This window comes from Aeribacillus sp. FSL K6-8210 (assembly GCF_037963925.1).
Lineage (GTDB): Bacteria > Bacillota > Bacilli > Bacillales > Aeribacillaceae > Aeribacillus > Aeribacillus composti.
In genome coordinates this window covers 3,083,484-3,110,446 of record NZ_CP150172.1, presented here as the reverse complement: position 1 = coordinate 3,110,446, position 26,963 = coordinate 3,083,484, and the positions used below count along the sequence as shown (strand labels likewise).

At 38.2% G+C, this 26,963-nt stretch carries 27 protein-coding genes; 15 read left to right on the top strand and 12 right to left on the bottom strand.

All coding sequences use genetic code 11. The features are described 5' to 3' along the window. Positions 1–766: 766 nt before the first annotated feature. Entirely contained in the window at positions 767–952 is a 186-nt protein-coding gene (locus NSQ41_RS15075) for a YhzD family protein (RefSeq protein ID WP_066248936.1), read from the bottom strand. 178 nt (positions 953–1,130) lie between these two features. Between NSQ41_RS15075 and NSQ41_RS15070 the strand changes: the two genes are divergently transcribed. The 4 genes from NSQ41_RS15070 (at position 1,131) to NSQ41_RS15055 (ending at position 6,651) form a co-directional block, all read left to right on the top strand. Then, positions 1,131–2,369 (top strand): DNA repair exonuclease, encoded by a 1,239-nt coding sequence (locus tag NSQ41_RS15070; RefSeq protein WP_339197153.1) that lies wholly within the window; start codon positions 1,131–1,133, stop codon positions 2,367–2,369. Positions 2,370–2,382: 13 nt separating this feature from the next. Further along, complete coding sequence (locus NSQ41_RS15065) at positions 2,383–5,361, top strand: AAA family ATPase (RefSeq protein WP_339197151.1); 2,979 nt, start codon at positions 2,383–2,385, stop codon at positions 5,359–5,361. A gap of 80 nt (positions 5,362–5,441) precedes the next feature. Next, the gene (gene yhaM, locus NSQ41_RS15060; protein WP_066248928.1) at positions 5,442–6,386 is read left to right on the top strand and encodes a 3'-5' exoribonuclease YhaM; all 945 of its coding nucleotides are present in this window, start codon (positions 5,442–5,444) and stop codon (positions 6,384–6,386) included. Between the two features lie 70 nt (positions 6,387–6,456). Further along, positions 6,457–6,651 carry a sporulation YhaL family protein gene (locus NSQ41_RS15055; RefSeq protein ID WP_063387307.1) on the top strand — a complete coding sequence of 65 codons (195 nt, stop codon included), beginning with the start codon at positions 6,457–6,459 and terminating at the stop codon, positions 6,649–6,651. Positions 6,652–6,923: 272 nt separating this feature from the next. Here the strand turns inward: NSQ41_RS15055 and NSQ41_RS15050 are convergent, their stop codons facing one another. Then, positions 6,924–7,760 carry a peptidylprolyl isomerase gene (locus NSQ41_RS15050; RefSeq protein WP_094244627.1) on the bottom strand — a complete coding sequence of 279 codons (837 nt, stop codon included), beginning with the start codon at positions 7,758–7,760 and terminating at the stop codon, positions 6,924–6,926. A gap of 209 nt (positions 7,761–7,969) precedes the next feature. On the opposite strand from NSQ41_RS15050, the gene NSQ41_RS15045 reads away from it, so the two are divergent. Next, positions 7,970–8,056, top strand: a complete 87-nt coding sequence (locus tag NSQ41_RS15045) for a YjcZ family sporulation protein (RefSeq protein WP_063387309.1) — start codon at positions 7,970–7,972, stop codon at positions 8,054–8,056. Positions 8,057–8,119: 63 nt separating this feature from the next. Here NSQ41_RS15045 and NSQ41_RS15040 read toward each other — a convergent pair whose 3' ends face one another. After that, entirely contained in the window at positions 8,120–8,299 is a 180-nt protein-coding gene (locus NSQ41_RS15040) for a hypothetical protein (protein ID WP_066248923.1), read from the bottom strand. A gap of 123 nt (positions 8,300–8,422) precedes the next feature. Between NSQ41_RS15040 and NSQ41_RS15035 the strand changes: the two genes are divergently transcribed. Beyond that, positions 8,423–8,761: a DUF1878 family protein gene (locus NSQ41_RS15035; RefSeq protein ID WP_063387310.1), complete on the top strand. Its 339-nt coding sequence runs from the start codon at positions 8,423–8,425 to the stop codon at positions 8,759–8,761. Here NSQ41_RS15035 and NSQ41_RS15030 read toward each other — a convergent pair. The 8 genes from NSQ41_RS15030 to NSQ41_RS14995 all read right to left on the bottom strand — a co-directional run bounded on the left by NSQ41_RS15030 (position 8,745) and on the right by NSQ41_RS14995 (position 15,815). Then, a complete protein-coding gene (locus NSQ41_RS15030; protein ID WP_066248920.1) occupies positions 8,745–9,347 on the bottom strand; it encodes an HTH-type transcriptional regulator Hpr in 603 nt (200 codons plus the stop codon). The genes NSQ41_RS15035 and NSQ41_RS15030 overlap by 17 nt on opposite strands. Positions 9,348–9,642: 295 nt before the next feature. After that, positions 9,643–10,008 (bottom strand): hypothetical protein, encoded by a 366-nt coding sequence (locus tag NSQ41_RS15025; protein ID WP_063387312.1) that lies wholly within the window; start codon positions 10,006–10,008, stop codon positions 9,643–9,645. Between the two features lie 319 nt (positions 10,009–10,327). Next, positions 10,328–10,855, bottom strand: a complete 528-nt coding sequence (locus NSQ41_RS15020) for a tryptophan transporter (protein ID WP_063387314.1) — start codon at positions 10,853–10,855, stop codon at positions 10,328–10,330. Positions 10,856–10,937: 82 nt separating this feature from the next. Next, a complete protein-coding gene (serC, locus tag NSQ41_RS15015; protein WP_063387315.1) occupies positions 10,938–12,017 on the bottom strand; it encodes a 3-phosphoserine/phosphohydroxythreonine transaminase in 1,080 nt (359 codons plus the stop codon). Between the two features lie 130 nt (positions 12,018–12,147). Further along, a complete protein-coding gene (locus NSQ41_RS15010; protein ID WP_063387316.1) occupies positions 12,148–12,570 on the bottom strand; it encodes an HIT family protein in 423 nt (140 codons plus the stop codon). A gap of 683 nt (positions 12,571–13,253) precedes the next feature. Next, complete coding sequence (locus NSQ41_RS15005) at positions 13,254–14,465, bottom strand: ABC transporter permease (protein ID WP_339210267.1); 1,212 nt, start codon at positions 14,463–14,465, stop codon at positions 13,254–13,256. Then, the gene (locus tag NSQ41_RS15000) at positions 14,449–15,198 is read right to left on the bottom strand and encodes an ABC transporter ATP-binding protein (RefSeq protein WP_063387318.1); all 750 of its coding nucleotides are present in this window, start codon (positions 15,196–15,198) and stop codon (positions 14,449–14,451) included. The genes NSQ41_RS15005 and NSQ41_RS15000 overlap by 17 nt, the downstream gene beginning before the upstream one ends. Before the next feature lie 110 nt (positions 15,199–15,308). Then, on the bottom strand, positions 15,309–15,815 hold the full coding sequence (locus NSQ41_RS14995; protein ID WP_339210265.1) for an antibiotic biosynthesis monooxygenase: 507 nt from the start codon (positions 15,813–15,815) through the stop codon (positions 15,309–15,311). A 133-nt stretch (positions 15,816–15,948) separates the two neighbouring features. On the opposite strand from NSQ41_RS14995, the gene NSQ41_RS14990 reads away from it, so the two are divergent. From NSQ41_RS14990 to NSQ41_RS14970, 5 genes are all read left to right on the top strand, one after another. Continuing rightward, a complete protein-coding gene (locus NSQ41_RS14990) occupies positions 15,949–18,060 on the top strand; it encodes a PBP1A family penicillin-binding protein (RefSeq protein WP_339211643.1) in 2,112 nt (703 codons plus the stop codon). Between the two features lie 127 nt (positions 18,061–18,187). Further along, positions 18,188–19,228, top strand: a complete 1,041-nt coding sequence (gene hemE / locus NSQ41_RS14985; RefSeq protein WP_339210263.1) for a uroporphyrinogen decarboxylase — start codon at positions 18,188–18,190, stop codon at positions 19,226–19,228. Positions 19,229–19,269: 41 nt separating this feature from the next. After that, the gene (hemH, locus tag NSQ41_RS14980; RefSeq protein ID WP_063387321.1) at positions 19,270–20,208 is read left to right on the top strand and encodes a ferrochelatase; all 939 of its coding nucleotides are present in this window, start codon (positions 19,270–19,272) and stop codon (positions 20,206–20,208) included. A 12-nt stretch (positions 20,209–20,220) separates the two neighbouring features. Next, positions 20,221–21,639: a protoporphyrinogen oxidase gene (gene hemY / locus NSQ41_RS14975; protein WP_094244633.1), complete on the top strand. Its 1,419-nt coding sequence runs from the start codon at positions 20,221–20,223 to the stop codon at positions 21,637–21,639. 277 nt (positions 21,640–21,916) lie between these two features. Then, a complete protein-coding gene (locus tag NSQ41_RS14970; RefSeq protein ID WP_339197135.1) occupies positions 21,917–22,930 on the top strand; it encodes a LacI family DNA-binding transcriptional regulator in 1,014 nt (337 codons plus the stop codon). A gap of 61 nt (positions 22,931–22,991) precedes the next feature. Here NSQ41_RS14970 and yhfH read toward each other — a convergent pair whose 3' ends face one another. Then, on the bottom strand, positions 22,992–23,123 hold the full coding sequence (gene yhfH / locus NSQ41_RS14965; protein WP_065095529.1) for a protein YhfH: 132 nt from the start codon (positions 23,121–23,123) through the stop codon (positions 22,992–22,994). 103 nt (positions 23,124–23,226) lie between these two features. Between yhfH and NSQ41_RS14960 the strand changes: the two genes are divergently transcribed. The 4 genes from NSQ41_RS14960 to NSQ41_RS14945 all read left to right on the top strand — a co-directional run bounded on the left by NSQ41_RS14960 (position 23,227) and on the right by NSQ41_RS14945 (position 26,939). After that, positions 23,227–23,964, top strand: coding sequence for an MBL fold metallo-hydrolase (locus NSQ41_RS14960; RefSeq protein ID WP_066248904.1), 738 nt, complete (start codon positions 23,227–23,229; stop codon positions 23,962–23,964). Positions 23,965–24,227: 263 nt separating this feature from the next. Then, positions 24,228–25,190, top strand: a complete 963-nt coding sequence (locus tag NSQ41_RS14955; RefSeq protein WP_063387481.1) for an ABC transporter substrate-binding protein — start codon at positions 24,228–24,230, stop codon at positions 25,188–25,190. Between the two features lie 17 nt (positions 25,191–25,207). Then, the gene (locus NSQ41_RS14950; protein ID WP_339210262.1) at positions 25,208–26,176 is read left to right on the top strand and encodes an ABC transporter permease; all 969 of its coding nucleotides are present in this window, start codon (positions 25,208–25,210) and stop codon (positions 26,174–26,176) included. Further along, complete coding sequence (locus NSQ41_RS14945; RefSeq protein ID WP_063387326.1) at positions 26,151–26,939, top strand: ABC transporter ATP-binding protein; 789 nt, start codon at positions 26,151–26,153, stop codon at positions 26,937–26,939. The genes NSQ41_RS14950 and NSQ41_RS14945 overlap by 26 nt, the downstream gene beginning before the upstream one ends. Positions 26,940–26,963: the final 24 nt, after the last annotated feature.

Below are 26,963 nucleotides of genomic sequence, written 5' to 3'. Positions count from 1 at the left end.
CACAACGTATCGGGTCGTGTTGAAAGGAGGGCCCGATAGAAAACAGGAGCTTGGGAACGTCGAAAATGGAGAACGATTCCCGTATTTCCCTAAAAACACTTTAGAACAAATTTTAATAGATGAGATCGCGAGACTTAATCATAAAAGCGATTGCGCCATTAATCTGCAACAAACGTAGCCGGCAGACTTCAGACAAAACATACAAAAGCAAGTAGAGAAATACGAGCTCTTTCTCTACTTGCTTTTATTTTTAGGACTTCTTGGACAGCCTCTGATAAATCTGTTTCATCATGTTAGCCATAATGATTTTTTAAATTAATGGGATGATATTGAAGGGGGCTCTGTGAACAAAATGGGAGATAATAAGATGTTCATCATAATTGGAATAGTCGGTCTTTTAGCTATTACTTTTTCAAATTTAGTTCTTAAACATGATGTCGTCGCGACCATTATTAGCATTGTTGTGATCGGGATTTTAGTAAGCTCCAGAACCAAAATCATCCTAATTTTTGGGAGGCAGTTTTGGAAAGAAAAATGCCCCCCACAAAATGCAGGGGACTAGGAAAAAACTGATTTTAGATGCCCACTACAATTTTTCCACACGGGTAAATGGCTAAAAAGCGTCATATCCATTTAGATATTTTAAATTAGCCTCATAAAATTTTGGGAGCAGGATGAATATCGCGAGCGGCTTATGCCGCGCAGTATTTTTGTTGTGAAAGACTTCCCCTGTCATTCTTTTGTGGACTGTCAATCCTGTTAAGTTTTAGCGATGAAATAAAACAAGCCGGCCAGAAGAAGTAACTAAGCGATGCGCGGTATTTAAACATTGATGCTCCTTCAATATTTCTGAACCGATTTCTTTTGCCTCTTGTTCTGAATTTGCTTCAAACTTTTCATTTAAAAGCAGTTCTCCTTTGTTTGTAAACGCAGTTAAAAAATATGTCGGCATTTCAAACATCCTCCTTTTTTAAAAAATATATTTCTTTTTCCTGAAAAAAAATCCTTTCAGCTTTTTTTAAAATTTTTTGGCAGGGGGCCCGGGTACCGGGATGTATTTTTTCACATTAAAATGATATAATATGGAAAAGCAAACGTACGTTCCGGAAACAAGTGGAAAGAGGGAGACTATGACTCGCCGCATAACATTTATACATACGGCAGATTTGCATTTAGATAGTCCGTTCACAGGGCTTGAGCATTTGCCGGAAAGCATCTTTAAAAGAATTCAAGAAAGTACTTTTACGGCATTTGAACGTGTAATTGAACTGGCGGCAAAAGAAAAAGTCGATTTTATACTGATCGCAGGAGATTTGTATGATGACGAAGATCGCAGTTTGAAAGCCCAGTTGAGATTAAAGAAACAGTTTGAACGGCTCAATGAAGAAGGCATCCAAGTTTTTATTATTTTTGGAAATCATGATCATACAGGAGGTAATTGGGTTCATATTCAATGGCCTGAAAACGTTCATATTTTTTCCGATCGTGATGTAGAATGTATACCGTTTGTCCGCGACGGAAAGGTTTTAGCCAACATTTACGGCTACAGCTATCCGACTCGTTCGGTTACAGAAAATATTGTCTATAAATTTCAAAAAAGAAACGAAGCGCCGCTTCATATCGGTCTTCTTCACGGCACCGCGTCAGGGACGGAAGGACATGAGCCGTATTGTCCTTTTACGATTCAAAATTTATTGGAAAAAGATTTTGATTATTGGGCTTTAGGACATATACATAAACGGCAAATTTTACATCATTCCGACCCTCCGATTATTTATCCGGGAAATATCCAAGGCCGCCATAAAAAAGAAACGGGAGAAAAGGGAGTGTATCTTGTAGAATTAGCAGAAGGCGGGAAAAGCTCGTACCGATTTGTGCCGGTATTTGACATACTTTGGAATGAAATCAAGCTCTCTGTAAATGAAATAGCTGCTGTTGGCGAGCTATATGATCATATTCGAGCGGTAAAGGAACAGCAGAGACGAAATGGCTCGGCTCTTTTGACAATTATGCTAGATGGAGCTTCATCATTGTTTTGGGATCTTATGGATCAGGATCATTTGGATGAGCTTGCGCAAATATTGAATGAAGAGGAAGAAGGAAAGAACGAATTCGTTTGGATTGTTTCCATTCAGCATCAAATCGTGCCGAGCGACGACTTTTTCTCCTCCTCTTACATTTCGAAAGATTTTGAACAAATTTTGGATCATTTTCATCAATTTGACGAAGCGATGGAGCCTTTATATAAAAATCGTTTATTTCGGCGTTTCTTTCAATCTTTCACAGAAAATGAAAAAGAAGAATTGATAAAAGAAGCGAAAACAATGATTTATTATGAGCTGTTTAAGCAAGAATGGAAGCGGTCGTAAAAAAGGTGATAAGATGAAAATAAAAGAACTGCATATTTATGGCTACGGAAAATTTGCAGATAAAAAAATTTCATTTTCGGATCATGGCATACAAGTCATTTACGGTTTAAATGAAGCCGGAAAATCGACGCTGATGTCTTTTATCCATAGCATGCTGTTCGGATTTCCCGTTAAACAGCATCCGGATAAACGGTTCGAACCGAAAGCGGGCGGAAAATACGGCGGGGCATTAATCATTGAATGTGAAAATTTCGGAACAGTAAAAGTGGAGCGCGTAAAAGGGAGAGCCGCAGCGGGGGATGTAACTCTTTATTTCCAGGATGGACGGACAGGAGGGGATAAAGAGCTGGCTGAAATTTTAAAAGGAACCGACAGACCAACATATCAAGCGATTTTTTCCTTTGATTTATTCGGGCTGCAAAAAGTGTATGAGCTGAATCGTGAGAAGCTGGGAAAATATTTATTTTTAACAAGTGTATTCGGATCTGATCAGTTATATCGTTTAGAGGAGAAACTGCAGAGAGAGCAGGAGGATTTGTATAAACCGAACGGACGAAAACCGTTGCTGAACAGATCGTTAAATGAACTGAAGGAGGACTTTGCAGAACTGCAACATGCAAAAGAACAGCAGCGCGCTTACAATTTTTTGATCAAAGAAAGGGACAGCTTAGAGAAGCAGCTGAAGGACTGCCAGAACGAGAAGGTGATGCTGAAAACAGAACGGAAAAAAGTGGAAAAACAAATAGCAGTTCTTCCCCTTTTGGAAAGACGGAAAGAATGCTTGCAGCTGCTAAAAGATTTTCCTGACGGCATTCAATTCCCGGAGGACGGGTTTGTTCGGCTGGAAAAGCTTTCGGCAAGAAGAGACGAAGTTTTAGAACAGCTGGGAAGGGTGCAGGAAAAAGAAAAGGGGATCGAGGATTCCTTATCAGCCTTGAAGATCGACGGCCGTCCAGCTGACGAGACAATATTTGAGGAATTAAAAAGTCAATTTCCCCTCATCCAAAAACAATTAGAAGAACAAAAACTTTTCATTGTTCAACAACAAATGCTGGAAGGACAGATTCATGAGGAGCTCATCTATATTTTCGGCCATCAAGATGAAAATGCTATAAAAAAAATCGACACATCTGTTCGCATGAAGGAAAAAATAAAGGATGCTGCGAAGAAATATGAACAATTATTTCAAAGAAAAAAGCTTCTCGATGAACAATATGAGCGTGCCCAATATTCGCTGGAAGAATGTGAGCGCCGCATAAAAGAATACGAATCTTTTCTGCTTGATCCATCTGAAAGGGAAAGATTAATAGAGGAGCAGTCAGCCATAGAACAAGAAATGGCGCAAACGGCCGACAAACATTATTTAAAAGAGCAGATTGCCCAGTTAAAAGCAAAAATCAATGAAAGAGAAAAAAAGAATCGGGAAAAATTAAAAAAATGGAAAATTCTCACTGTATCTTTGCTATCTGTTTTTGCGTTTGCCATTGTTCTTTCGTTTGTTTATAAGAATTGGCTGTTTTTAACAGCGTTTCTTCCATTCATCATTGTTTTCTTTTTCTTCCGTCCACAGGATGATGAGCTGTTAAAGCATTTACAAAATGAGCATGAACAGCTTGTGAAAAAACTTGATAAACAAAATGATTCCCGAATCTTGGAAAGAACGTCGCGTTTGAAGCATATTAAGGAAATATTATGGAAGGATCAGCAAGTCCGCCAAAAAATTGAGATCGAGAAGATGAATTATAAAGGTAAAGAACAAGCTTATGAACGGATTCTTTCGTTATATGACGAATGGGAACATGAAAAGTATCAATTGCAACATTTAATTTTCCCGTTTTATGAACATTTTCATCTTCCGAAAGAAGCCGAAGGATCACAATTGCTTGAGCAGTTTGAACGCATCGCAAGCTGTCAAAAGCTGATAAGAGAAAAAAGAATGTTAGAGGAAAAAGTTCGTTTGTATGAAGAAAACTTAAATCAGTTTAGAAAAAAGTTTGATCCTTTGTGTGAATATTATAACATTCGTGCCGACTCAATTGAGAAACGCTATTCAGAACTGAGAAGAATAATGGAAGAAAATATAAAGAAACGATCGCAAAAAGAGGCATTGATGAAGCAGCTAAAAGAGGTTCAAGAGGAAAAAACAAAATTTCGTTTGACCTTTCAAAGCATTGAAAGAGAATTAGAGAAGCTGTTTCAGTCAGTCGGAGCAGCAAGCGAGGAAGAATATAGAAAAATAGGAATGCTCAAAAAAGAGAGAGAAAAAATCGAAACCGAATTAAACTGGATTGAAGGGCAGCTGCGAACGAAAGGATTATTGACATCAAGCGATATGAACGATTATCAAAATGAGAGGGCTTTGAAAGAGCGAGAAACATTTCTTGAGGAAAAAGAAGAAGAACTCGAAAAAATGGAGGATTCTATCCGGAAGAAATTAGCGGAAACAGAAATAGAGATTAGAAAAATAGAACTATCAGGTCTATATTCTGAGTTGAAATATTCGTTTGAAATGAAGCGTTCTGTAGCAAAAAAGCTTGCGAAAAAATGGGCGGCAATGGCAGTGGCAAGAGAGATGCTGAAACATACGACGAATTATGTTCGAAATGAAAAAATGCCGAAGTTGTTGCATAAAATGGAATATTTTTTCCGAATAGCAACGTCTGGGGAATACGAAAACATTTATCTGGCGGAGGGTTCGCCTTCTTTCTCAGTGAAAAGGAAAGACGGGCTTGTTTTTACGGCTGAAGAACTGAGTCAAGGAACAGCTGAACAACTGTACACGGCGATCCGGTTTGCGCTGGCAGAAAGCATGCAAAAGAGAATTCATCTTCCATTAATGATCGATGACAGCTTTGTGAATTTTGACCATTTGCGCATAAAAAATATTGTGAGTATTATGAGACAGCTGTCGGATCATCATCAAATGCTGCTGTTTACTTGCCATCAGCATATATTATCTTACTTTCAAGACGAAGAAATCATTTACTTATAAAATATATTTGTTAGACCGTCGCACATTTGGTTCGTATGCTATACTATAAGTTACGAGGCGGAAAGTGGAAGGAGAATACGATGGCTAAAGGAATTATTCATTACAATGTTGGGGAGCAGGTAGATCTTTTTTTGCTGATAAAATCAGTAACAAAAGGTATTGCAAGCAATGGAAAACCTTTTTTAACGTTAATTTTGCAAGACCGTTCCGGGGAAATTGAAGCAAAACTATGGGATGTGAGCAAAGAAGATGAAGAAAATTATCTGCCTCAACAGATTGTTAAAATATTTGGCGATATCCATCATTACAGGGGAAGAAATCAACTGAAAATCCGCAACATCCGATTGGCAGAGCCGCATGAAAATTTAAATGTACAGGATTTTGTAGAAAGAGCGCCATTATCTCAAGAAGAAATGGTTGAAAAAATTACGAAGTACATATTTGAAATGAAAAATCCAAACATTCAACGGATAACAAGATTCTTGATGAACAAGCATCAAAGCGCTTTTCTCTTATATCCGGCGGCGACGAAAAACCATCATGAATATGTATCAGGCCTTGCCTATCATGTTGTTTCCATGCTTGATCTTGCCAAAGCGATTGCTGACTTTTATCCGAGTTTAGACAAGGATTTATTATATGCCGGGGTCATACTTCATGATCTTGGCAAAGTAATTGAGCTGTCGGGCCCCATTTCCACTTCTTATACAGTTGAAGGGAATTTGCTTGGGCATATTTCCATCATGGTAAACGAAATTGGGGAAGCAGCGAAGGAACTTGGGATTTCCGGCGAAGAGGTCGTCATTTTGCAGCATATGGTATTGAGCCATCACGGGAAACCGGAATGGGGAAGTCCGAAAATGCCGATGGTTAAGGAAGCGGAAATTCTCCATCATATTGATAATATCGATGCAAAAATGAACATGCTGGACCGGGCGCTTGAACGAGTCAAGCCGGGAGAATTTACGGAACGGATTTTCGCTCTGGACAATCGCTCATTCTATAAACCGTCATTTCATCGATAGAGAATCATAATATAGAGCCCCTTGCATAAAATGAAATAAAAAAAGCTTGTCTATGCAAGGAGGAGATGGAATGACGTTTCTGCCGTGGTGGGTATATTTATGTATTGTTGGAATTATTTTTAGTGCATATATGGCATATAAAACAGCTAAAAAAGACAAAGAAATAGAAGAAATTTTTATTGAGCGGGAAGGAAATGTATATATCGAAAGAATGAAAAAAGAAAAAGAAAAGCGAGCGAAAGAAAAGATGACATCTGCAAATTAGAAACTAAATTGTGTCAGCTTTTCTACTATGCTTTCAATTTCCTCTATCCGACCAGCGGGAGCGCGACGATTTTCGGAAAAACATCATCAAACAGTCAAAAGACATCAGACAAAACGTGAGCTGCTTTAATCCGGATAAAAAGATCCATTGTCAACCCGGCAAAGCTGGTGCAGGTTGATAAAAAAACATTTATATACGCTCACATGTTTTGAATGCTAAAAAGGGGGGACGAAGCTTTGCTTTTAGTCCCCCTTTCTTCTATATGCCATATGTTAATTTTGGGTTTCAAACAAATCTTTTAGATCTTTGTCGTTTACTTTTACATCTGCGTTTTTAATTGCTTTGTCAATAGCTTCCTGCATCAATGACGGATCAGATATTTTCTGTTTTTTGACATCTTCTTTCAGGCTGTCTTTCATTTCTTCGAATGGTTTTACCGTCTGAGTGATTTTAATAATGTGGTAACCGTATTCTGTTTTAACAGGATCGCTGATTTCTCCTTCTTTTAATTTAAATGCCACATTTTCAAATTCTTTCACCATCTGGCCTTTGCCAAACCATCCAAGATCTCCGCCGTTGGAGGCAGATCCGTCGATCGAATATTCTTTTGCCAAATCCTCAAATTTTTCGCCTTTATCAAGTTTTTCTTTTACTTCTTTCGCTGTTTTTTCATCTTCCACTAAAATGTGGCTGGCGCGTACTTTTCCTTTCAATGAATCATAATATTCTTTTAAATCTTTATCTGTAATTTTAATATTCGCTTCTGTTGCCTTCTTGCGTAGCAAGTCGACCTTCACGATTTGTCTCAAAACCTTGTCTCCGTATTGCTGAGCAATTAAATCGTACTGGGAGCCGTACTGCTGTTTCATTTTTTCGAGCTCTTCATCAATTTCTTTGTCGGAGACTTTAAATTTTTCGCTTAATACTTTTTCATGCACAAGTTCTTGTAAAACATCTTTACCAAAACGGTTTTTCAATGCTTCATAAAATTCGTCCTTCGTAATATCTCCGGCTTTTGTTTCAACGACCGCATCATTTGCACCGTTTGAACATGCATTCAAAGCGAATAAGCTGGCCGTTGCGATAACCGCTAATGCAAATTTTTTCATACTTTACAACTCCTACCTTTTTTTGTCTATCTAAAACAAATATACTCACATTTTGACATGAAACTATATGATTTGCAACTGTTTGTCCAAGTAATGGAAAAATCGTTTCGAATTTGGGTTAAGAAAATTCCAGTAAGAAGGACAAATGCCTATGCGAAAAAAAGAACAGTGCATACGATAACGTAAAGACACAAAAAGGGGGTGTCGTGATGAGCGGAGGATATGGTGGAGGCTTTGCGTTAATCGTTGTATTGTTCATCTTACTAATTATTGTTGGTGCTGCTTGGATCTATTAATGGTTTCAAAAAAGTCGGCAGAAGAGGTTTTCTGCCGGCTTTTTTAATGAAGTAAAAAAACTTTTAAGTAAAGGAAATTTCTATGTATGATGAAATTAGTAAAATGGTAATTAAGACATTAATGGTGCGGAATACGTTTGACTGTTTTTCTTCAGGGAGTTCACGAATGGAACAAAGAGCAGTTGTCAGTTTGTTTATATAAAATAGAATGAAGACGGCAAAAATGATAAAATATAATAGCATTTGAAATCCCCCCTTCCATTCATACCTATTACAATATCAAAATAATGACAAAAAAGATAGGGTTATGGGAAATTTTTGGGGAGTTTTCAGCCCCCATTATGAACCGAAGAAAGATGTGATGGAATGAAAGATTTAGAAAGAAGACTGGAAACTCTAGAATATTATATGTCTTTGTTTATGAAAATGATGAATATTGAAATGTATCCTTTCTACAAGCTCGTGATGGAAAAAGGGCTTATGAAGGAGGAAATAGAAGAGGTTTTTCGCATATGCGATGAATTAGCAAAGGAGCATAAGGAGCAAAAAGCGCAAGGATTTGTATATTTTGAAAATCTCCTTACGCTTTTTGCCGGACAGCTGACGCCAAAGCTGGATGTCAATGAAACGATCGATGCCCTTTATTTACAAGGGCTGTATACTGAATTAATGAAAGACTTAAAACGAACTATTGATTCACTGTAGTTTTTAAATAAGAATGTTCCTCCACATCTTTCTTTTTCTTGATTTTTCCGTCTTCAATGACAAAGTCATTTTCGATATTATTGAATGAGCGTTCAAAAATTGTCATGAAATCGTCTCCGTAAATGTTTCGGATAATTGCTGTAATTTCGATCATTTCAGGAAATTTTCCGTATAGATTTTGCAGCGGAAGCGCGCCTTTCAGAACGGTGTTTTTGGATGGATCATAATCTTCAAGAAGCTTAAGCAGCACTTCCTCTCCTTTTTCTGTTAATTGTATGTAAGTATTTCTTTTATCATTTTCTTTTTTGGAAAATTTTAAATAACCGCGTTCTTCTAATTTTTTCGAAAAGTTGAATGCCGTCGATACGTGCATGACCCCAAATTTTGCGATTTCTGAGATCGAGGCTCCTTTTAAATGATAGGCGATCCATAATATATGATGTTCATTGATGTTTAAATCATATGGTTTAATCCAGCGCTGCCAATCCTTTTCAATGGATTTCCAAAGCGCTTTGCTTAGCTGAGCGACACGCTGGCTGAACAGAAGTGCATCTTTTATCGTATAGCTGTCGAGCGATCTCTTCAATTTTTCCACCTACTTTGTATAATACTAACATTTTTAATATCTTCTATTATGCCAATAAAATAAAGATTTATAAAGATGTAATTTACGAAATTTTTAAATAAATAGTGAAACACTAAAAATAGTACACATAGAAGCGGTAATAAATTTTGCGAAGAATGATGAGAACGATCAAGATTTTCTATACTGTAACAATTTTTCATGATTATAAATTATAGCAAAAAAGAATTGACACCCTGCCAATTCTTTGACATGCTTAATATTTTTAATTGTAAAAGGCTTCCGCAAACTTGAAGCGTCAGTTTCTTTCTTTTTTGATTTGATCTTCTAGCTCTGTTAATTTATCTTTAATCTCTTTTACATGCAGCTCCAAATTTTTTTTATTCGGATCAATTTCCATCTGCCATGCTTGAATGGACCGATTGACATCTGCAGCGACTTCTTTAGCAATTTGCAAGCCTTCTTTCGCTGATTGTGCGATTTGCTTTTTTAACGATTTCCCATCAGATTTCAAGTCTCCAAATATGTTTTCAAGCTTATGCAAATTGCATCTGGTTTTTTTTAAAACATTGCCGTTCCTCGCTTGAGCCGTAATCAGTGCAGCTGCTCCGGCAACAACACCGCCGACGAAAAATCCATATAGAAAAGATTTGCCTTTTGACATTTTTACCACTCCTATAGTTCCTTGTTTTCAAAATCCGTCAATAAAAACATAGCCTTAGTTGAAGATGCATAAACTAAAAGTAAGGGAGGGAAATTATGGCGGGTGTTATTTTTTTATTTTTTATCATTAGCATGTTGTTTCTTGTAGGAGCTTTTTATAATTTGAAGTTAGCCAATTCTGCGAGTTCATATCCTCCAAAACATCTTCTGAAAAAGAGGGCGTCAGTTTTAGCGATTGGCGGATTAACGTCACTTTTAATAGCTTTTCTTCTTTATTATATACAATAATAAAACCCGATCATAGATCGGGTCAATCTGTTTTATTTATTTTCTGATAGAACGTTAGAACGTTTAAGAATGCTTTCAACAATGGGATAAATAATCACCATTGCAATTGTATTGATAACTGTTGCCGGCAATACAACCGCAAGGAACAATGCAGTAAATCCGGCGCCTCCTGGGAGACCTACAAGTAAGAGCGCTGCTAAAAGAAACACTGTGCCGGAAATTAATGTTCCTATGACTGTTAAAATTCCCGCCCTTGCTATTGCTTGTTTGAGTGGTTTTAAGGCTAGAAATAGAAAATATATTAAAAATGCCGTCAAAATTTTATCAATAATATTCGGAACGAGTCCGCCGGGAAAACTGGTTGTCAATCCGGATAATATGCCAGTTGCAATGCCCAGCAGACCGGCGTTTGTCATCCCAGGAAACAGGAAAATTCCTAAAAACATCATCAACAGCATCATATCCGGCTTCATCCCGTTAAATATGGGCGGAACAATCGCATGAAGAGCAACGCCGATGGCGACAAATAAAGATAAAATGACTAATTCTTTCGTTCTCATCTCTAAACTCTCCTCTTCTGTTCTCATCTTTAATAAACTTTCCACTATTATAGCGTATGATCGTTAAAGTTAGGATAGGCTTTTAATGTTTTTTTCTGAATTCTTTCATAAACTGGGCGAGCTTTTCACATGCTTCAATCGTTACCGCATTATAAATGGATGCACGGCAGCCACCGACAGAACGATGACCGGATAGACCTATTAATCGATTTTCTTTTGCCTCTTGAACAAACGCTTTTGTCAATTCATCAGACGGCAGCGTAAATGTTACGTTCATGAATGAGCGGCTTTCTTTTTCTGCATGTCCTTTGTAAAAGCCATCGCTTTCGTCTATAGCGTTATATAATATTTGAGCTTTTTGTTTGTTTCTGCGTTCAATTTCAGCTACTCCGCCTTGTTCTTTTACCCATTCCAACACTAGAGAAAGCATGTAAATGGCAAAGGTCGGTGGAGTGTTATATAAAGAGTTTTTGCTTGCATGTGTTTGATAGCTCAAAATAGTTGGTACATTTTTATTTGCTTTTTCAATTAGATCTTTTTTAATGATGACAACAGTGACTCCGGAAGGTCCTAGATTTTTTTGCGCCCCTGCGTAAATGAGATCGAACTGTTCGATATTCAGCTCTCTGCTCAAAATATCGCTGGACATATCCGCAATCAGCGGTGCATTCGTGCTTGGGAACTCATGCCATTGCGTCCCAAAAATTGTGTTGTTTGACGTAATATGCAAATACGCAGCATTTTGGAGCGAATTTGCCTCGAATTGTTTTGGGATGTGTGTGTAATTTGACTCTTTGCTTGATGCCAACACATTTGTTTCACCAAATTTTTTTGCTTCGCTTAACGCTTTTTCAGACCATGCTCCGCTTAAAATATAATAGGCGATATTTTCATTATTCAAAAAATTCATCGGGATCATGGCAAATTGCAGACTTGCCCCGCCTTGTAAAAATAACACATCATACGAATCAGGGATATTAAGCAATTCTTTCAATAAGCTTTTGGCATTATTGTGAACCTCATCATACGCCTGGCTCCGATGGCTCAGCTCCATGACGGACATGCCTGTATGATTGAAATTCAACAGCTCGCCTTGAGCTTTTTGTAATACTTCGACTGGTATAGCTGCTGGTCCTGCATTAAAATTGTATACTCGATCCACGATTCGTCCTCCTTTTAACACATTTATAAAAACATCCTATCATGAAAAAAGGAGAGGGGAAATAAAAAATTTTGTGTCGGTTAGAAAACAGTAAGGATCCTGTTGTTAGGATCCTTTAGCCGTTTATTTTTTATTGCAATCCGCCTTTTATTGTTTCAGCAAGCTGTGCAAGATCTTCTGGAGTATAATCATTTTGATGGGATTTCCATACTATGCCTAAACCATCTTCTTTTCCGTGTCGAGGAATTATGTGCATATGGTAATGAAACACTGTTTGACCGGCTTCTTCGCCATTGTTATTGATTAAATTTAATCCTTTTGGATTCAATTGTTTTTTTACCGCCTTTGCGACCTTCGTAACAGCTTCAAAAAAGTTTCTTGAGATGTCAGGTGTGAGCTCGAAAACGTTTTCTTTATGTACTTTTGGGATGACGAGTGTATGTCCTTTCGTTACCTGCATAATATCCATAAAAGCTAAAACGTGTTCATCCTCGTATACTTTTGCACAAGGAATTTCTCCGTTAATAATTTTACAAAAAATGCAATCGCTCATAATGACACTCCCCGCAATTTTTTTCTTTATTTTACCACGTGTTGAAAATGAAAGAAAACATAAAAAGGAACGAACATAAGTCCGTTCCTTTGAAGAGGGGTTTCAATGCACATGTTAAAAAAGCGATTTAAAAGTGTCTTTCGTCAACACCCCATTTTCAAATAATGAATGGTATTCCTTTTTGACACTTTAAACTTTTGTTAGAACACGACATGAAAAAATTTTAATGACAAACATCTGTTTAAGTGTGTTGTCACCCTCTTCAGTCAATAGCATACCCACTAATTTATTTTTTATGTTGTGTAAAATAAAAAATTGAGCGTTTTTTGATGATAAATATGAAAAGGCGTTTAACGCCTCGGGAAGCTCTCAGCATTGTCATGAATTTTTTTAAAATTGGCGGCATAAGCAAAAAGCGTTAAGTCAAAAAAACGCTCGCTCTTAAAAAAACAATCCGGCTCCGTAAGGGAAATTTGGCTTTGTGAAATGTTTTTAGCATTCGCAGCCATCTGCCAAAACAGGTTGCTTGGAAAATGAACGCTTTTTCTCACGGTCCAAATGAAAAAGAGCTTCCTGTTGAAAATAAATTAGGACGCTTCCTTAAATGCCATAAAGTTTATTCAAACCGTCCATGAAAAACGATAAAAAACAGATGTCCAAGAAGATTCTTCCGTTCCATTCCTTTATCGTGCCAAAAACTTTCCCGAAAAGTACATATAAACAAAAATATATGCAAATAACGCATTGATTGCCAGCTGGACGCCGACAAATAAAATATTCGTTTGCGTTAATAAAACAATGGTAAGAACGGCTAGCTCAATGAAAAGAATGGTAAAAAGAAGGCGTAAAAAGCTTTTTTTCTTTATATTTTGTGGAACTGGATATAAGTCAGCGATAAAAAGAGCATCATAATGCTTGTATAAGCTCGTTAATTGAATTCCGGTTAGGAAGAGAACAGCTGCCGGCAAAATGATGCAAGATACAAGTGACAAAGGCAAAAAGATGCTGACAATAACGCCGATCATCAATAAGCGGATAAACAATCCGAAATAATCTCCTGAACGAATGAAGGATCTGGAAAACACATATAAAAATACATTTGATTGCTTGTAAGGGATGAAAGACAAAATCCAGTCCATCCATTTCCGTCTTTTTGCTTCAGCCTTCAGTTTCGGCACATCAGTAAACATATTGGCCAATCTATAAAATGATTGCAATTTGCGATTTTCCTGCAAAATTAAAAATTCCCACTGCAGCGTTTTGTTCCTCGTTATCTTGAAGAAATAAATGGTTACCAATGCCATCATGCCGTAAATAAACAGGGACAGCATGCTTTCCTTAACAGCCAAATAAATTACCGTGAAATTGACAGCATATCGGACAAACTTATCCATTATCTGGGATAACCGCTCCGGAAAATGCGTCATTTTCCATTGAATCCACAAATTCCAATATTTAATAACCGTAAGCTGGAAGATAAGGAATAAATAGTTGATCCCTTCACCTTCACCGCTTTGAAAATATAAAGGTGCAAGAATGATTAGGCATACGATCATTTGGACAGTCTGAAGGATATAGCTGTATATAAAAGCACGCTGAAAATAATGGTTTAATCCTTTTTCCATAGGCAGTAAAAAGATGATGTCAGGTTCTTTTAACAACGTGCGCACTTGCGAAAAAGTTACCGTTAATGCTAACAAGAGTGCCATTAAGAATGCTGATGGAAAATGAGGTGGGAGTTGATCAAGCCATTGCTGATACGCATAGGCTCCTCCGCCTAATAAAAACATAATCACTAAAAGCAGATGATCGTTCAGCATATAACGCAAGTATGTTTGTGTTTCTTTTATATGTGCTGCCAAACGGGCAGGCCAAATATCATTGATTGATCTCATCGTCTTGCTCCTTTGTCAGCCGAATATAAAGATCGTCCAATGTTGCACCAGGCATATTGAATTGCTCCTGCAGCTCAAGTTTAGTTCCTTGAGCCCGGACGGTTCCGTTGTGCAAAATCACAAAAGTGTCACAAAACCGTTCTGCATTTGCTAAAATGTGGGTTGACATTAAAATGCCAGCACCTTGTTTTTTCGCCTGATTCATGAGATCAAGCAGGGCGTGAATGGCTAACGGATCCAGCCCGACAAACGGTTCATCAATTATGTAAAGGGATGGCTGAACTAAAAAAGCGCACATAATCATGACCTTTTGTTTCATCCCTTTAGAAAAATGTGCCGGAAACCATTTCAACTGCTTTTCCATTCGAAATGTTTTTAAAAGAGGATCGAGCCGCTCGTTAAATGTCTCTTCACTGATCCCGTGCGCCATAGCCATCAATTGCAAATGCTCAAATAACGTCATTTCTTCGTATAAAATAGGGGTTTCAGGAACAAAACTAAATTGCTTTCGATATTGCACCGGATCTTCCTGAAATGTTTTGCCGTTAATTTTAATAGTCCCGTCACTTGGCTCCATCAGACCGATGATGTGCTTGATCGTTGTGCTTTTCCCCGCACCGTTTAATCCAATTAAACCGACCATTTCATTTTCGTTTACAGTGAATGAAACATTTTTTAAAACAGGCTTATTTGTGTACCCGCCGGTAATCTGATCTACTGATAATAAAGTCATATTTTCCGCCTCTCCCCTTTATTTTTTAAAATTAAATGAGGCTTGATGTATTTAGCCGTTTCAACGATTTTTGCATGTTTTGATCCATTCTTCTCTCTTTCCATTTTAAATCATTCCTTCTCATCTTTTACAATATAATATTTCTTTACTCGGGGTGGAGAAGGAAAAATGAGTTTATCGCTCATCCCTAAAGCTTTTTTAAAGTGGTTAGCAAAAGCTTCGTTTTGCTCCCATTTGTTAAAATCTTGTTCTGTCTCCCATAAAGTGAAAATGATATAAGTGTTTTTGAAAAGAGGGCGGAGAACTCTTAAGGCAACAAAGCCCGAATGGCTTTCAATGAATCGAGATAGCTCTTTAAATTGCTGTTCAAATAGAGGTTTTCCTTCATCTGTAACAGATATATAGGTAAACACGGCAAACCCTCCATCGCTGCAGATACTTCCTCTTTTATCAATAATTTTATATTTTTTGGGTTCTTTAAAAATTGTTGTTCCTTTTGTTTCATGCATAAGGACGGCGCTTTCACCGTCATGCATGAATAACATGCATTCTGCTAGATTATTTTTTTTGATTTTGCTTAAATATTCAATAGTGCCGAAAGCTATATAAACATTCATAACAGTCACCTCGCACGAAAATCACTTGACAATTTGAAAAAAAAGTTAAACATGTTACATACTGTATCCAAAATTATACAATACTAATTATGGGAGTTAAACAGAGGTGAAAACATTGTTGAAAAAAATAAAGATGATCTCGGGAATCGTTTTAGCTGCTGCTGTGTTAAGTATTATCGCATACTTTGCCATGATTTGGATAGGCGCTATCGTTGTGGATGAAAAAAAGCTTGTTTTGCATTCTGCGACCTCTTTGATCGATCAAGAAGGACGGCCCATTACGAAATTATATTTAGAAAACAGAGAGATCATCGATATTGATAAAGTTCCGAAGCATGTACAAAATGCTTTCATCGCTGTTGAAGATAAAAGGTTTTATGAGCATCACGGCATTGATTTTCGGGCAGTTTCAAGGGCGCTGTTCAAGGACATTGCTGCTTTCAAAAAAGTAGAGGGCGGCAGTACAATCACCCAACAGCTCGCCAAAAATGTTTTTTTAACAAACGATAAAACGGTTTTGAGAAAAATGACAGAAGCTATCATTGCCATTTATCTTGAACAGAAATATAGCAAAAGAAAAATTTTAGAGATGTATTTGAATCAAATCTATTTTGGACATGGCGTATACGGCATCCAGTCTGCATCAAAATTTTTTTTCAATAAAGATGCCTCTGAACTGACTATTGAAGAAGGGGCGCTGCTAGCCGGCCTGCCGAAGGCTCCAGCAGCCTATTCTCCGATTTTGCACCCAGAAAAAAGCTTAGAAAGAAGAAATGCGATATTAACCTTAATGGAGCGCGAAAACTATATTTCTCCGGAGCAAGCTGTCAGAAGCCAGGGGAAAACATTAGGTCTGAATATTCATAAAACGGAAGATAAGCCTTGGCTGTCCGCCTATATTGACATGGTATTTGAGGAAGCGGAAAATAAGTATCATCTTTCAAATGAAGAACTCCTAAAAGGCGGATATAAAATTACCGTTCCGATCAATATCGATGTTCAGGAAAAAGCATTCAAAGTTTTTAAAGAAAAGGCTTATTTTCAAGGTACGAAAGATGATGCTCAAGGCGCTTTTATTTTATTAGATAATAAAACAGGCGGTGTGCTTGCTGCGATCGGCGGACGAAATTATGTTTCCAAAGGATTTAATCGATTGACAGCGAAGCGCCAGCCGGGGTCAACGTTTAAGCCGATAGCTGTGTATGCTCCGGCAATGGAGGAAGGACTTTTTCAGCCTTATTCTCTTCTAAAAGATGAGAAATTGGATTATAAAGGATACTCTCCAAGCAATTACGATGGACGTTATGACGGACATGTAACCATGTATGATGCGCTAATCCATTCAAAAAATGCTCCTTCTGTATGGGTGCTCGATAAGCTTGGAATCGATAAAAGCAAAGAGTATTTAGAGAAAAACGGGATTTATATTGAGGATAAAGGACTGGCGATTGCTTTAGGAGGACTAAAGTACGGCGTGTCGCCGTTTGATTTGGCAAATGCATACAGAACTTTTGCCAATAATGGCCAATACAGCAAGCCGTATTTCATACAAAAAATTGTGAATGCCAACGGCGATGTAGTGGCAGAAGTAAAAAAACAAAAATATCAAGTTTTTTCTCCGCAAACCTCGTGGAATATGACGAGGATGCTGGAGCAGGTTGTTAAAGAAGGAACTGCCAAAGCGGGACAATATGAAGGAGCTTTAGCTGGAAAAACGGGTACGACATCATTTCCTGGAAAAAAGGGCGCCGTGATGGATGCATGGTTTGTCGGATATACTCCTGACGTGACGGGGGCAGTGTGGATCGGATATGACCGGACAGATGAAGAACATTTTTTAAAGGGTGGGAGCGATTATCCAACGAAAATGTTTAAAAATATTTTAAGCGGTTTGAAATTTGAGGAAAAAACATCCTTTACGATTCCGAAAAAAGCGAAAGATTTAGAAAAACCAATCAGGCTTTCACGAATCCCTTCGCTTTCCGCCACATATCAATTTCACGCACTTCAATTATTTAAAGTGACATTAAAATGGCCTGCCCAAGATGATGACCGGGTCGTATACCGAATTTATGAACGAAGCGGAGAAAGCAAGAAATTGGTCGGATCTGTAAAGGGAAAAGGAGAATATGAAATACCGTATATTAACATTTTTTCAGAGCATTTTTATCAAGTTGTCCCTTATAATCCGCAAACCCATCAGGAAGGGGAAGGTACTGATTTTGTCAGCCCGCGCTGGGAATAACAAAATGCTGGAAAGATCTTTCGTCGATTTTATGACATTTCCCTTATATTCCTATACAATCGGGCACGGGAAGAGGTATAGTTTAAAAAGAGTATTAGAAAGGAATCGTTTTTAAAGGGGGATTTACATGGATAGGAAGAAAAGCTTTAATGATACTTTTTTAAAAGCGTGCAGAGGCGAAGCGGCGGACTATGTTCCTGTTTGGTATATGAGGCAAGCCGGGAGATCCCAGCCTGAATACCGGGCGTTAAAAGAAAAATACAGCTTATTTGAAATTACTCATCAACCAGAGCTTTGTGCATATGTCACTAGACTTCCTGTCGAGCAGTACGGGGTTGATGCCGCAATTTTATATAAAGATATTATGACGCCGCTGCCTGCCCTTGGAGTTCAAGTTGAAATTAAAGCGGGAACAGGGCCTGTTATTGAAAATCCGATCAGGTCGCTGGAGGATGTAAAAAAACTTGGTGAAATTCATCCTGAGGAAGATGTTCCATATGTTTTAGATACGATTAAGCTTTTAGTCAATGAGCAACTGAACGTTCCGTTGATTGGATTTGCCGGAGCACCATTCACACTTGCCAGCTACATGATTGAGGGAGGCCCTTCCAAAAATTATAACAAAACAAAGGCATTCATGTATGCTGAACCAGAAGCTTGGTTTCTTTTAATGGAAAAGCTTGCCGATATGACCATTGCTTACGTGAAAGCGCAAATTGACGCAGGGGTTAAAGCGGTGCAAATTTTTGATTCATGGGTCGGAGCATTAAATGCTTCTGATTATCGATATTATATTAAGCCGGTGATGAACCGCATCTTTTCGGAATTAAAGGAAAAAGAGGCGCCGCTTATTATGTTTGGAGTGGGTGCAGGACATTTAGTAGAAGAATGGAATGATTTGCCTTTAGACGTGATCGGTTTAGATTGGCGTCTGTCGATTTCTGCTGCCAGAGAAATGGGGATTTCCAAAACATTGCAGGGAAATCTTGATCCGGCAGTTTTGCTTGCGCCGTGGGATTTTGTAAAAGAACGGGTAGAGGCTATTTTAGATGAAGGAATGAAACAGCCAGGTTTTATTTTTAATCTTGGACATGGCGTCTTTCCACAAGTAAAACCGGAAACATTAAAAAAATTAACGGAATTTATTCATGATTATACGCAAAAATAGATCGAAATAAATGATCAACTTGAATTTTGGAGGTGCACGTAATGTCGAAGAAAAAAATGGGTTTGTTAGTGATGGCATATGGTACACCATATAAAGAAGAGGATATTGAACGCTATTACACCCACATTCGCCATGGAAGAAAGCCTGATCCAGAAAGTCTGGAAGATTTAAAAGAACGATATAAGGCGATTGGAGGCATTTCTCCTCTTGCTAAAATAACAGAAGAACAAGCGAAAGGCTTAGAAAAGCATTTAAATCACATTCAAAATGAAATAGAATTCCATATGTATTTAGGATTAAAACATATTGAGCCGTTTATTGAAGATGCAGTTGAACAAATGAATAAAGATGGAATCACTGAGGCGGTCAGCATCGTTTTAGCTCCGCACTATTCGACCTTCAGCATTAAGTCGTACAACGGCAGGGCAAAGGAAATTGCAAAAAAACTCGGAGGGCCTTCCATCACGTCTATCGAAAGCTGGTATAAAGAACCGAAATTTATTGAATATTGGGCTAAACAAATAAAAGAAACGTACGCGAAAATGACTGAAGAAGAACGGGAAAAAGCTGTATTAATTGTTTCAGCACACAGTCTGCCGGAAAAAATTGTTCAATTAGGGGATCCTTACCCAGATCAATTACAAGAAACAGCTGAATTAATTGCAAAAGAAGCCGGAGTGCAGCATTTTGCTGTTGGCTGGCAAAGTGAAGGCAATACTCCGGAGCCGTGGCTCGGACCAGATGTTCAAGATTTAACAAGAGATCTGTTTGAACAAAAAGGATACCGGACGTTTGTTTATGCTCCAGTAGGTTTTGTGGCTGATCACTTGGAAGTTCTATACGATAACGATGTCGAGTGCAAGGCAGTAACAGACGAGCTTGGAGCAGCTTATTATCGTCCAGAAATGCCGAATGCAAAACCTGAATTCATCGATTGTTTAGCTACAGTCGTGTTAAAACACTTAGGAATGTCAAAATAAGAAGGAGATTTTATGGGAAGAAAAAAGGTAGCAATTGTTGGCGGGGGAATAACTGGGCTTTCAGTTGCGTTCTACTTGCAGTCAGAAATTAAAAAAAATCATCTTCCAATAGATGTTGTGCTGATTGAAGCGAAGCCGCGATTAGGAGGAAAAATAGAAACGATAAAAAGGGACGGATTTATCATTGAAAGAGGTCCGGATTCCTTTTTGGAGCGAAAAAAAAGCGCTACGCAGCTTGCAAAGGACGTAGGGCTCGGAGATTATTTGGTGAACAATGACGTGGGGCAATCTTTTGTCCTTGTCGGCGACAAGCTCCATCCGATCCCGAAAGGAGCGGTTATGGGCGTGCCAACAAATATTGCTTCTTTCGCCACCTCCGGTTTGTTTTCGTTAACTGGCAAGCTGCGGGCTTCGTTTGACCTTTTCCTGCCGAAGAAAAAAGTGGACGGAGATCAGTCATTAGGCGGATTTTTTGGACGCAGGCTCGGCAGCGAAGTGGTTGAAAATTTGATTGAACCGCTTCTTTCCGGGATTTATGCAGGAGATATTTATAATTTAAGTTTATTAGCAATCTTTCCGCACTTTTATGAAATTGAACAAAAGCATCGCAGTTTAATTTTAGGAATGGCCAAGCAGGCGCAAAAGTCTAAACAAAAACAACAACAGGAGCAACATAAAGGGATTTTTCAAACCGTTTCAACTGGTTTGCAATCGATTGTTGAAGCTATAGAACGCCAATTGGATCATACGGTAGTGAAAAAAGGAATAAAAGTTTCGGAGATTAAAAAGGAAGATGATCTCTACCATTTGGAATTATCTGACGGAACTGTTGACAAGGCGGATGCGATAGTCATTACCGCTCAGCATGATGCTATTCCCTCTATGTTTCCGAATGAGCAGCAAACACTCGCTTATTTCAAAAAAATGCCTTCAACATCTGTTGCAACCGTTGCAATGGCTTTTCCGGAAGAAGCTGTTCAGCTGCCCGCAGATGGAACGGGGTTTGTTGTTTCGAGAAACAGCGGCTATACGATTACTGCTTGTACATGGACCAACAAAAAATGGCCGCATACTGCTCCGAAGGGCAAAACGCTGCTAAGAGCGTATGTTGGAAAAGCAGGAGATGAAGCGGTTGTTGACCAGCCGGATGATGTGATCATTCAAACCGTTTTGGATGACTTAAATCGATTGATGCCGGTAAAAGGAGAACCGATTTTTTCTATTGTTACAAGATTGAGGGAAGCAATGCCACAATACATTGTCGGACACCTTGACAACATAAGAAATATAAAAAGTATTATGGGGCAAAAATACCCCGGAATATATTTAACGGGTGCTTCTTTTGAAGGATTGGGGATCCCGGACTGCATTGATCAAGGTAAAAAAGCGGTGAAAGATGTTCTTCAATTTTTACATTTGGGACAAGCTTAAAAGGCAGGCTTGTCTCTTATTTTTCAGAGGAGGCATCCATTTTAGCAAGTTTTGACGCTTCCGACTTCTGATCTTTAAAACGCCTTGGTTGGTTCCCATTGTTTAAAGTCCGACAATTCAAATTGAAGAAAATATATATTTGTTGAACAAGTTAGCATTTCTGTTTTTTTAGAAAAAGCGATCTGGAAAGATATAAAAAATTCATTGCACATCTGTTGACCATTGATCTATAATCAAAAGAAAATCAAGGGATCCCAAAGTTTTTGGAGGAATGAAAGTGGCTACAATTGAAGATGTGGCAAAACTGGCTGGTTTATCGAAAACGACAGTCTCAAGGGTGATAAATAATCAGCCTTACGTATCGGAGGAAAAAAAACAGTTAGTGCTAGAAGCAATGAAGCAATTAGGGTATGTACCTAATTCTTCAGCTAGAAGTTTAAGAAATCAAAAAACTGAAATTATTGCTGTCATTATTCCTAGGGTTATGAACCCGTTTTTTGGACAATTTGTTGAATCGCTGGAAATCGTTGCGTCTCAATACCATTATCAATTGATTGTTTGTCAAACGTTATATTCAGCAAAAAAAGAATTAGACTATTTAAACTTGTTAAAAACGAAACAAGTAGATGGAGTGATTATGACGACATTGCTAAATGGCTGGGAGGCTGTTGAGCCGTTTTTAGAATACGGTCCGATTATTTTATGCAACGAATTCGATGAACAGGCAAATGTCCCGATGATTCATATGGATCAAAACTACGGAGGGTATGTTGCAACTAAGCATTTAATCGATCAAGGATACAATAAAATTGCTTTTTGCTGCGGAAATGTAAACAGTAATGTTTCGAGAGCTAGGGAAGAAGGTTTTCGAAAAGCACTTCGTGAAGCCGGATTGTACCTTCCTGAGCAATATATTTTCCGAAATGTATTTACATTTGAAGACGGAAAAGATGTCTTGAGGAAAATGATGGAGATGGTTGAAGCTCCAACGGCAGTCTTCACAGGTTCTGATGAAGTGGCAGCCGGGATGATTTCTGAGTCAAAGAGACTTGGCGTCCGTGTCCCGGAAGAATTAGCGGTCGTCGGGTTTGACAATCAGGCTATAACTGAACTGATGGAGCCTATGATTACGACGGTTAATCAGCCGGTGAAAGAAATGGGTCATTTAGCAATGGAAGTGATGATGGAAAAAATAAAAACGAGACGGTATAAAGAGAGAGAGGTGCATCTTTTGCCTCTTACATTAATTGTAAGGGATTCTTCAAAGCTAGCCAATTACAATGTGTATTAGTACAGGTTAAGAGAAGAGAAAAAATATTCAGGCAATTCTTTTTAGAATTGCCTGAATAAATTTATTTTACATGTAAGCAATGATTGCATTTGTTCCCGTAGCATTCGTGCTGTTCTTCAATTTCTTTTCCGCATTCAATACATTTTTTTCTTGGCAAGTTTCTAAAAAATTCAGTGATTTTTTGTCCTAACATTTTTTATCCCCCCGTGCTGTTGTTATTAACATTGTATTATAACAGAATGAAAAATGTCAATACTGTTTTAAAACATTTTTTCTTATTGAGGAGGATTAGGGTGATGAAAGTAACAGTTGTAGGGTTCTGGGGAGGCTATCCAGAAGCGAATGAGGCTACATCAGGCTATTTATTTCAGGAAAAGGGGTTTAACCTGTTAGTTGATTGCGGAAGTGCTGTATTATCACAACTGCAAAATTTTGTATCACTTTCAGATTTAGATGCTGTGATCCTTTCTCATTATCATCATGATCATATTGCAGATATTGGACCGCTGCAATATGCAAGACAAATTACCGGCATGCTGCAAAAATCAAACAAAATTTTGCCCATTTACGGACATAGCCTTGATACAAAAGAATTTGACAGACTCACACATTTGAGTGTGACAAAAGGAATTTCATACGATCCTGATCAATCGATTTCGATCGGTCCGTTTACGATTACATTTTTAAAAACAGATCATCCTGTTGACTGTTTTGCCATGAGATTTACTTCAGGACATAAAACGGTTGTATACACGGCAGATTCAAGCTTTAAAAATGAATTCATTCCATTCAGCCAAAATGCGGACTTGCTTATATGCGAATGCAATATGTATGCGAATGAAGACGGCAAAAAGTTTGGGCATATGAATTCCCACGAAGCTGCGACAATTGCTAAGGAAGCAAATGTAAAAGAGCTTTTGCTGACTCATTTGCCTCATAAAGGCAATCATGAAGAATTGATAGAAGAAGCTAAAACGATTTTTAATGGATCGATCAAGCTGGCTAAAACAGGGTTGTCGTTACATATTGATTAAAGAGAAATTATATTAGCAAAATTATGGGACAGCCTTTTGCCGAACATTTCATAAACTTAAAGCTACTTCCAAACTTCATTTTGATAGAATAGTGTTCCATTTTCTGTAAGGATGCAGTATGTTGGCATCCTTATTTTTTTGGAAAATTCGTCAGAAAATAATTGAAAATCAAAAATATATTGTTATAATTTAAAGCATAAAAGTAAAAAAGGGGGAAGAAAATTTTGAAAACTAGGATAGGAGCAATCGGAGGAATTTTTTTGATGGCGCTCCTCGTGCTGTCAGGTTGTGGAAGCAGCAAAGGGTCCAGCAGCGAAAGCAATAGTGAAGAAGGAAAGAAAGAAACATTTAAAATTGGTATCACTCAATTTGTAGCGCACCCGTCGCTGGATGAGGCATTGAAGGGATTTCAACAAGCAATTAAAGATAAAGGGTTAAATGTAGATTATGATATTCAAAACGCTCAAGGGGATCAATCGAATACCCAAACGATTGCGAATAACTTCGTCGGAGATAACGTCGATTTAATTTTTGCGAATGCAACGCCTAGTGCACTTGCTGCAGCAAATGCTACAAAGGATATTCCAATTGTATTTACATCCGTAACAGATCCTGTCGGCGCCGGGCTTGTGAAAGAGATGGAAAATCCAGGAGGGAATGTAACAGGAACAACTGATACCCATCCTGATGCCATACCGAAAACGGTGAAATTTATTGATCAATATTTAGATGGCAAAAGAATAGGAATGATCTATAATTCAGGCGAACAAAACTCTGTTGCACAAATTGACCTTGTTAAAAAAGCGACAGAAGGAACGGATTTGAAAATTGTCGAAGCTTCTGTTTCTACTTCAGCTGAAGTGAAACAAGCTGCTGAATCTCTTGTCGGCAAAGTCGATTGTTTTTACATTATCACTGACAATACCGTTGTTTCTGCGCTTGATTCGGTCATTTCCGTTGCAAATGAAAACGATATCCCGCTGTTTGTCGGTGAATTAGATTCAGTCAAAAAAGGCGGTTTTGCTGCGTACGGATTTGAATATTATGACATTGGCTATGAAGCAGGAGAAATGGCTGCAAAAATTTTAACAGAAGGGAAAAAGCCGTCTGAACTGCCTGTTCAATATCCGCAAAACTTAAAGCTTCTTATTAATAAAAAAGCAGCAGCTGAGATGAACGTTAAGATTTTAGACGAGTGGAGCAAAGAAGCAGAGTTTATTGAGTAATTTGGAAGGGTGTTTACATGCTGACAGCAGTATATGGCTCACTTGAGGCGGGACTTATTTACGCAATAATGGCTCTCGGAGTCTATTTATCTTTTAGAATATTAGATTTTCCAGATTTAACGGTTGACGGTAGCTTCGTTACTGGAGCTGCCGTCGCAGCCGTCATGATCATAGACGGAGCTCATCCTGTTATGGCGACGATTGCCGGAATGATTGTCGGCTTTCTAGCTGGGATCTTAACGGGAATTTTGCATTCGTATGGGAAAATTAATCCGTTGTTATCCGGTATATTAATGATGATCGCTCTTTATTCCATTAATTTGCGAATTATGGGAAAATCGAATGTTTCGCTTTTACAGGAGGAAACGCTTTTCTCAAAGCTGGCCGATGCGCTGGCACCGATCGATCAAGCCGTTAAGAGCGTCATTTCTTTTTCCCCGACCACATGGTCAGTCATCATTTCAATGGTGTTATTGGTCGCTTTTTTAAAGCTCATCCTTGATTACTTCTTAAAAACGGAAATCGGACTTGCTATAAGAGCTGTCGGAGATAACGAAGAAATGATTAAAAGTTTTTCGGCGAATACAAACTTTCTTAAAGTATTAGGATTAGGATTGTCAAATGGTTTGGTTGCTCTGTCAGGTGCGCTTGTCGCCCAATATAATGGCTTCAGCGATGCCAATATGGGAATTGGAATGATTGTGATCGGGCTTGCTTCCGTTATTATTGGAGAGGCAATTGTCGGCAGCAAGACGATTGTTCGGGCTACCTTAGCTGTTATAATCGGTGCTGTCATTTATCGTTTCATAGTCGCCTTTGCATTTAGATTTAACTTTTTTGAAACAGGCGATATAAAATTAATTACAGCTTGTATCGTCATTTTGGCGTTAATCATCCCGCGATATTTAGAAAAACGGCGTGAGAAAAAAAGAAAATTGGCTAGAAAGCGGGGTGAACAAGTTGCTTCAGCTAAAACACATTCATAAAGTGTTTAACGAAGGGTCATTGGATGAAAAAATCGCCTTAGATGGAATTCATTTAGAGGTCGAAAAAGGCGATTTTATTACGATTATTGGAAGCAACGGCGCAGGGAAATCGACTTTGCTGAACATCATAGCTGGAAAGCTGTTTCCCGATGAGGGGGAAGTCTGGCTTGACGGCGTAAATATAACAACACTTCCTGAGCATAAACGATCAAAATATATCGGCAGAGTGTTTCAAAATCCGTTGTCAGGCACATCGCCGACGTTGACTATTGAAGAAAATTTGGCGATCGCTTACGGCCGTGTTCATAAACGAACTTTGGCCAGAGGTGTAACGAATAAGCGGAAAAATTATTTTAAGGAGCAGCTGTCGCTTTTAGGGCTTGGATTAGAAAACCGTTTAAATGCGAAAGTAGGATTGCTGTCAGGCGGGGAAAGACAGGCGTTGTCGCTTTTGATGGCAACATTTACGAAACCGAAAATATTATTGCTTGATGAGCATACAGCCGCATTAGATCCCGCACGCGCAGAGGTCGTCCTGTCGCTTACGAAAAAATTTATTGAAGAATATAATTTAACAACGATTATGATTACACATAATATGCAGCAGGCGATTGATCTAGGAAACAGATTGCTGATGATGAATCGCGGAAAAATCATTTTTGAGGCATCTGCTGAAGAAAAAGTAAAACTGACCATTCCGAAATTAATGGACGAATTTGCCAAAATTCAAGATGCAGTATCTGACCGGGTGCTCTTAAGCTGATATTCACCTCTTTCCATTCAGGGG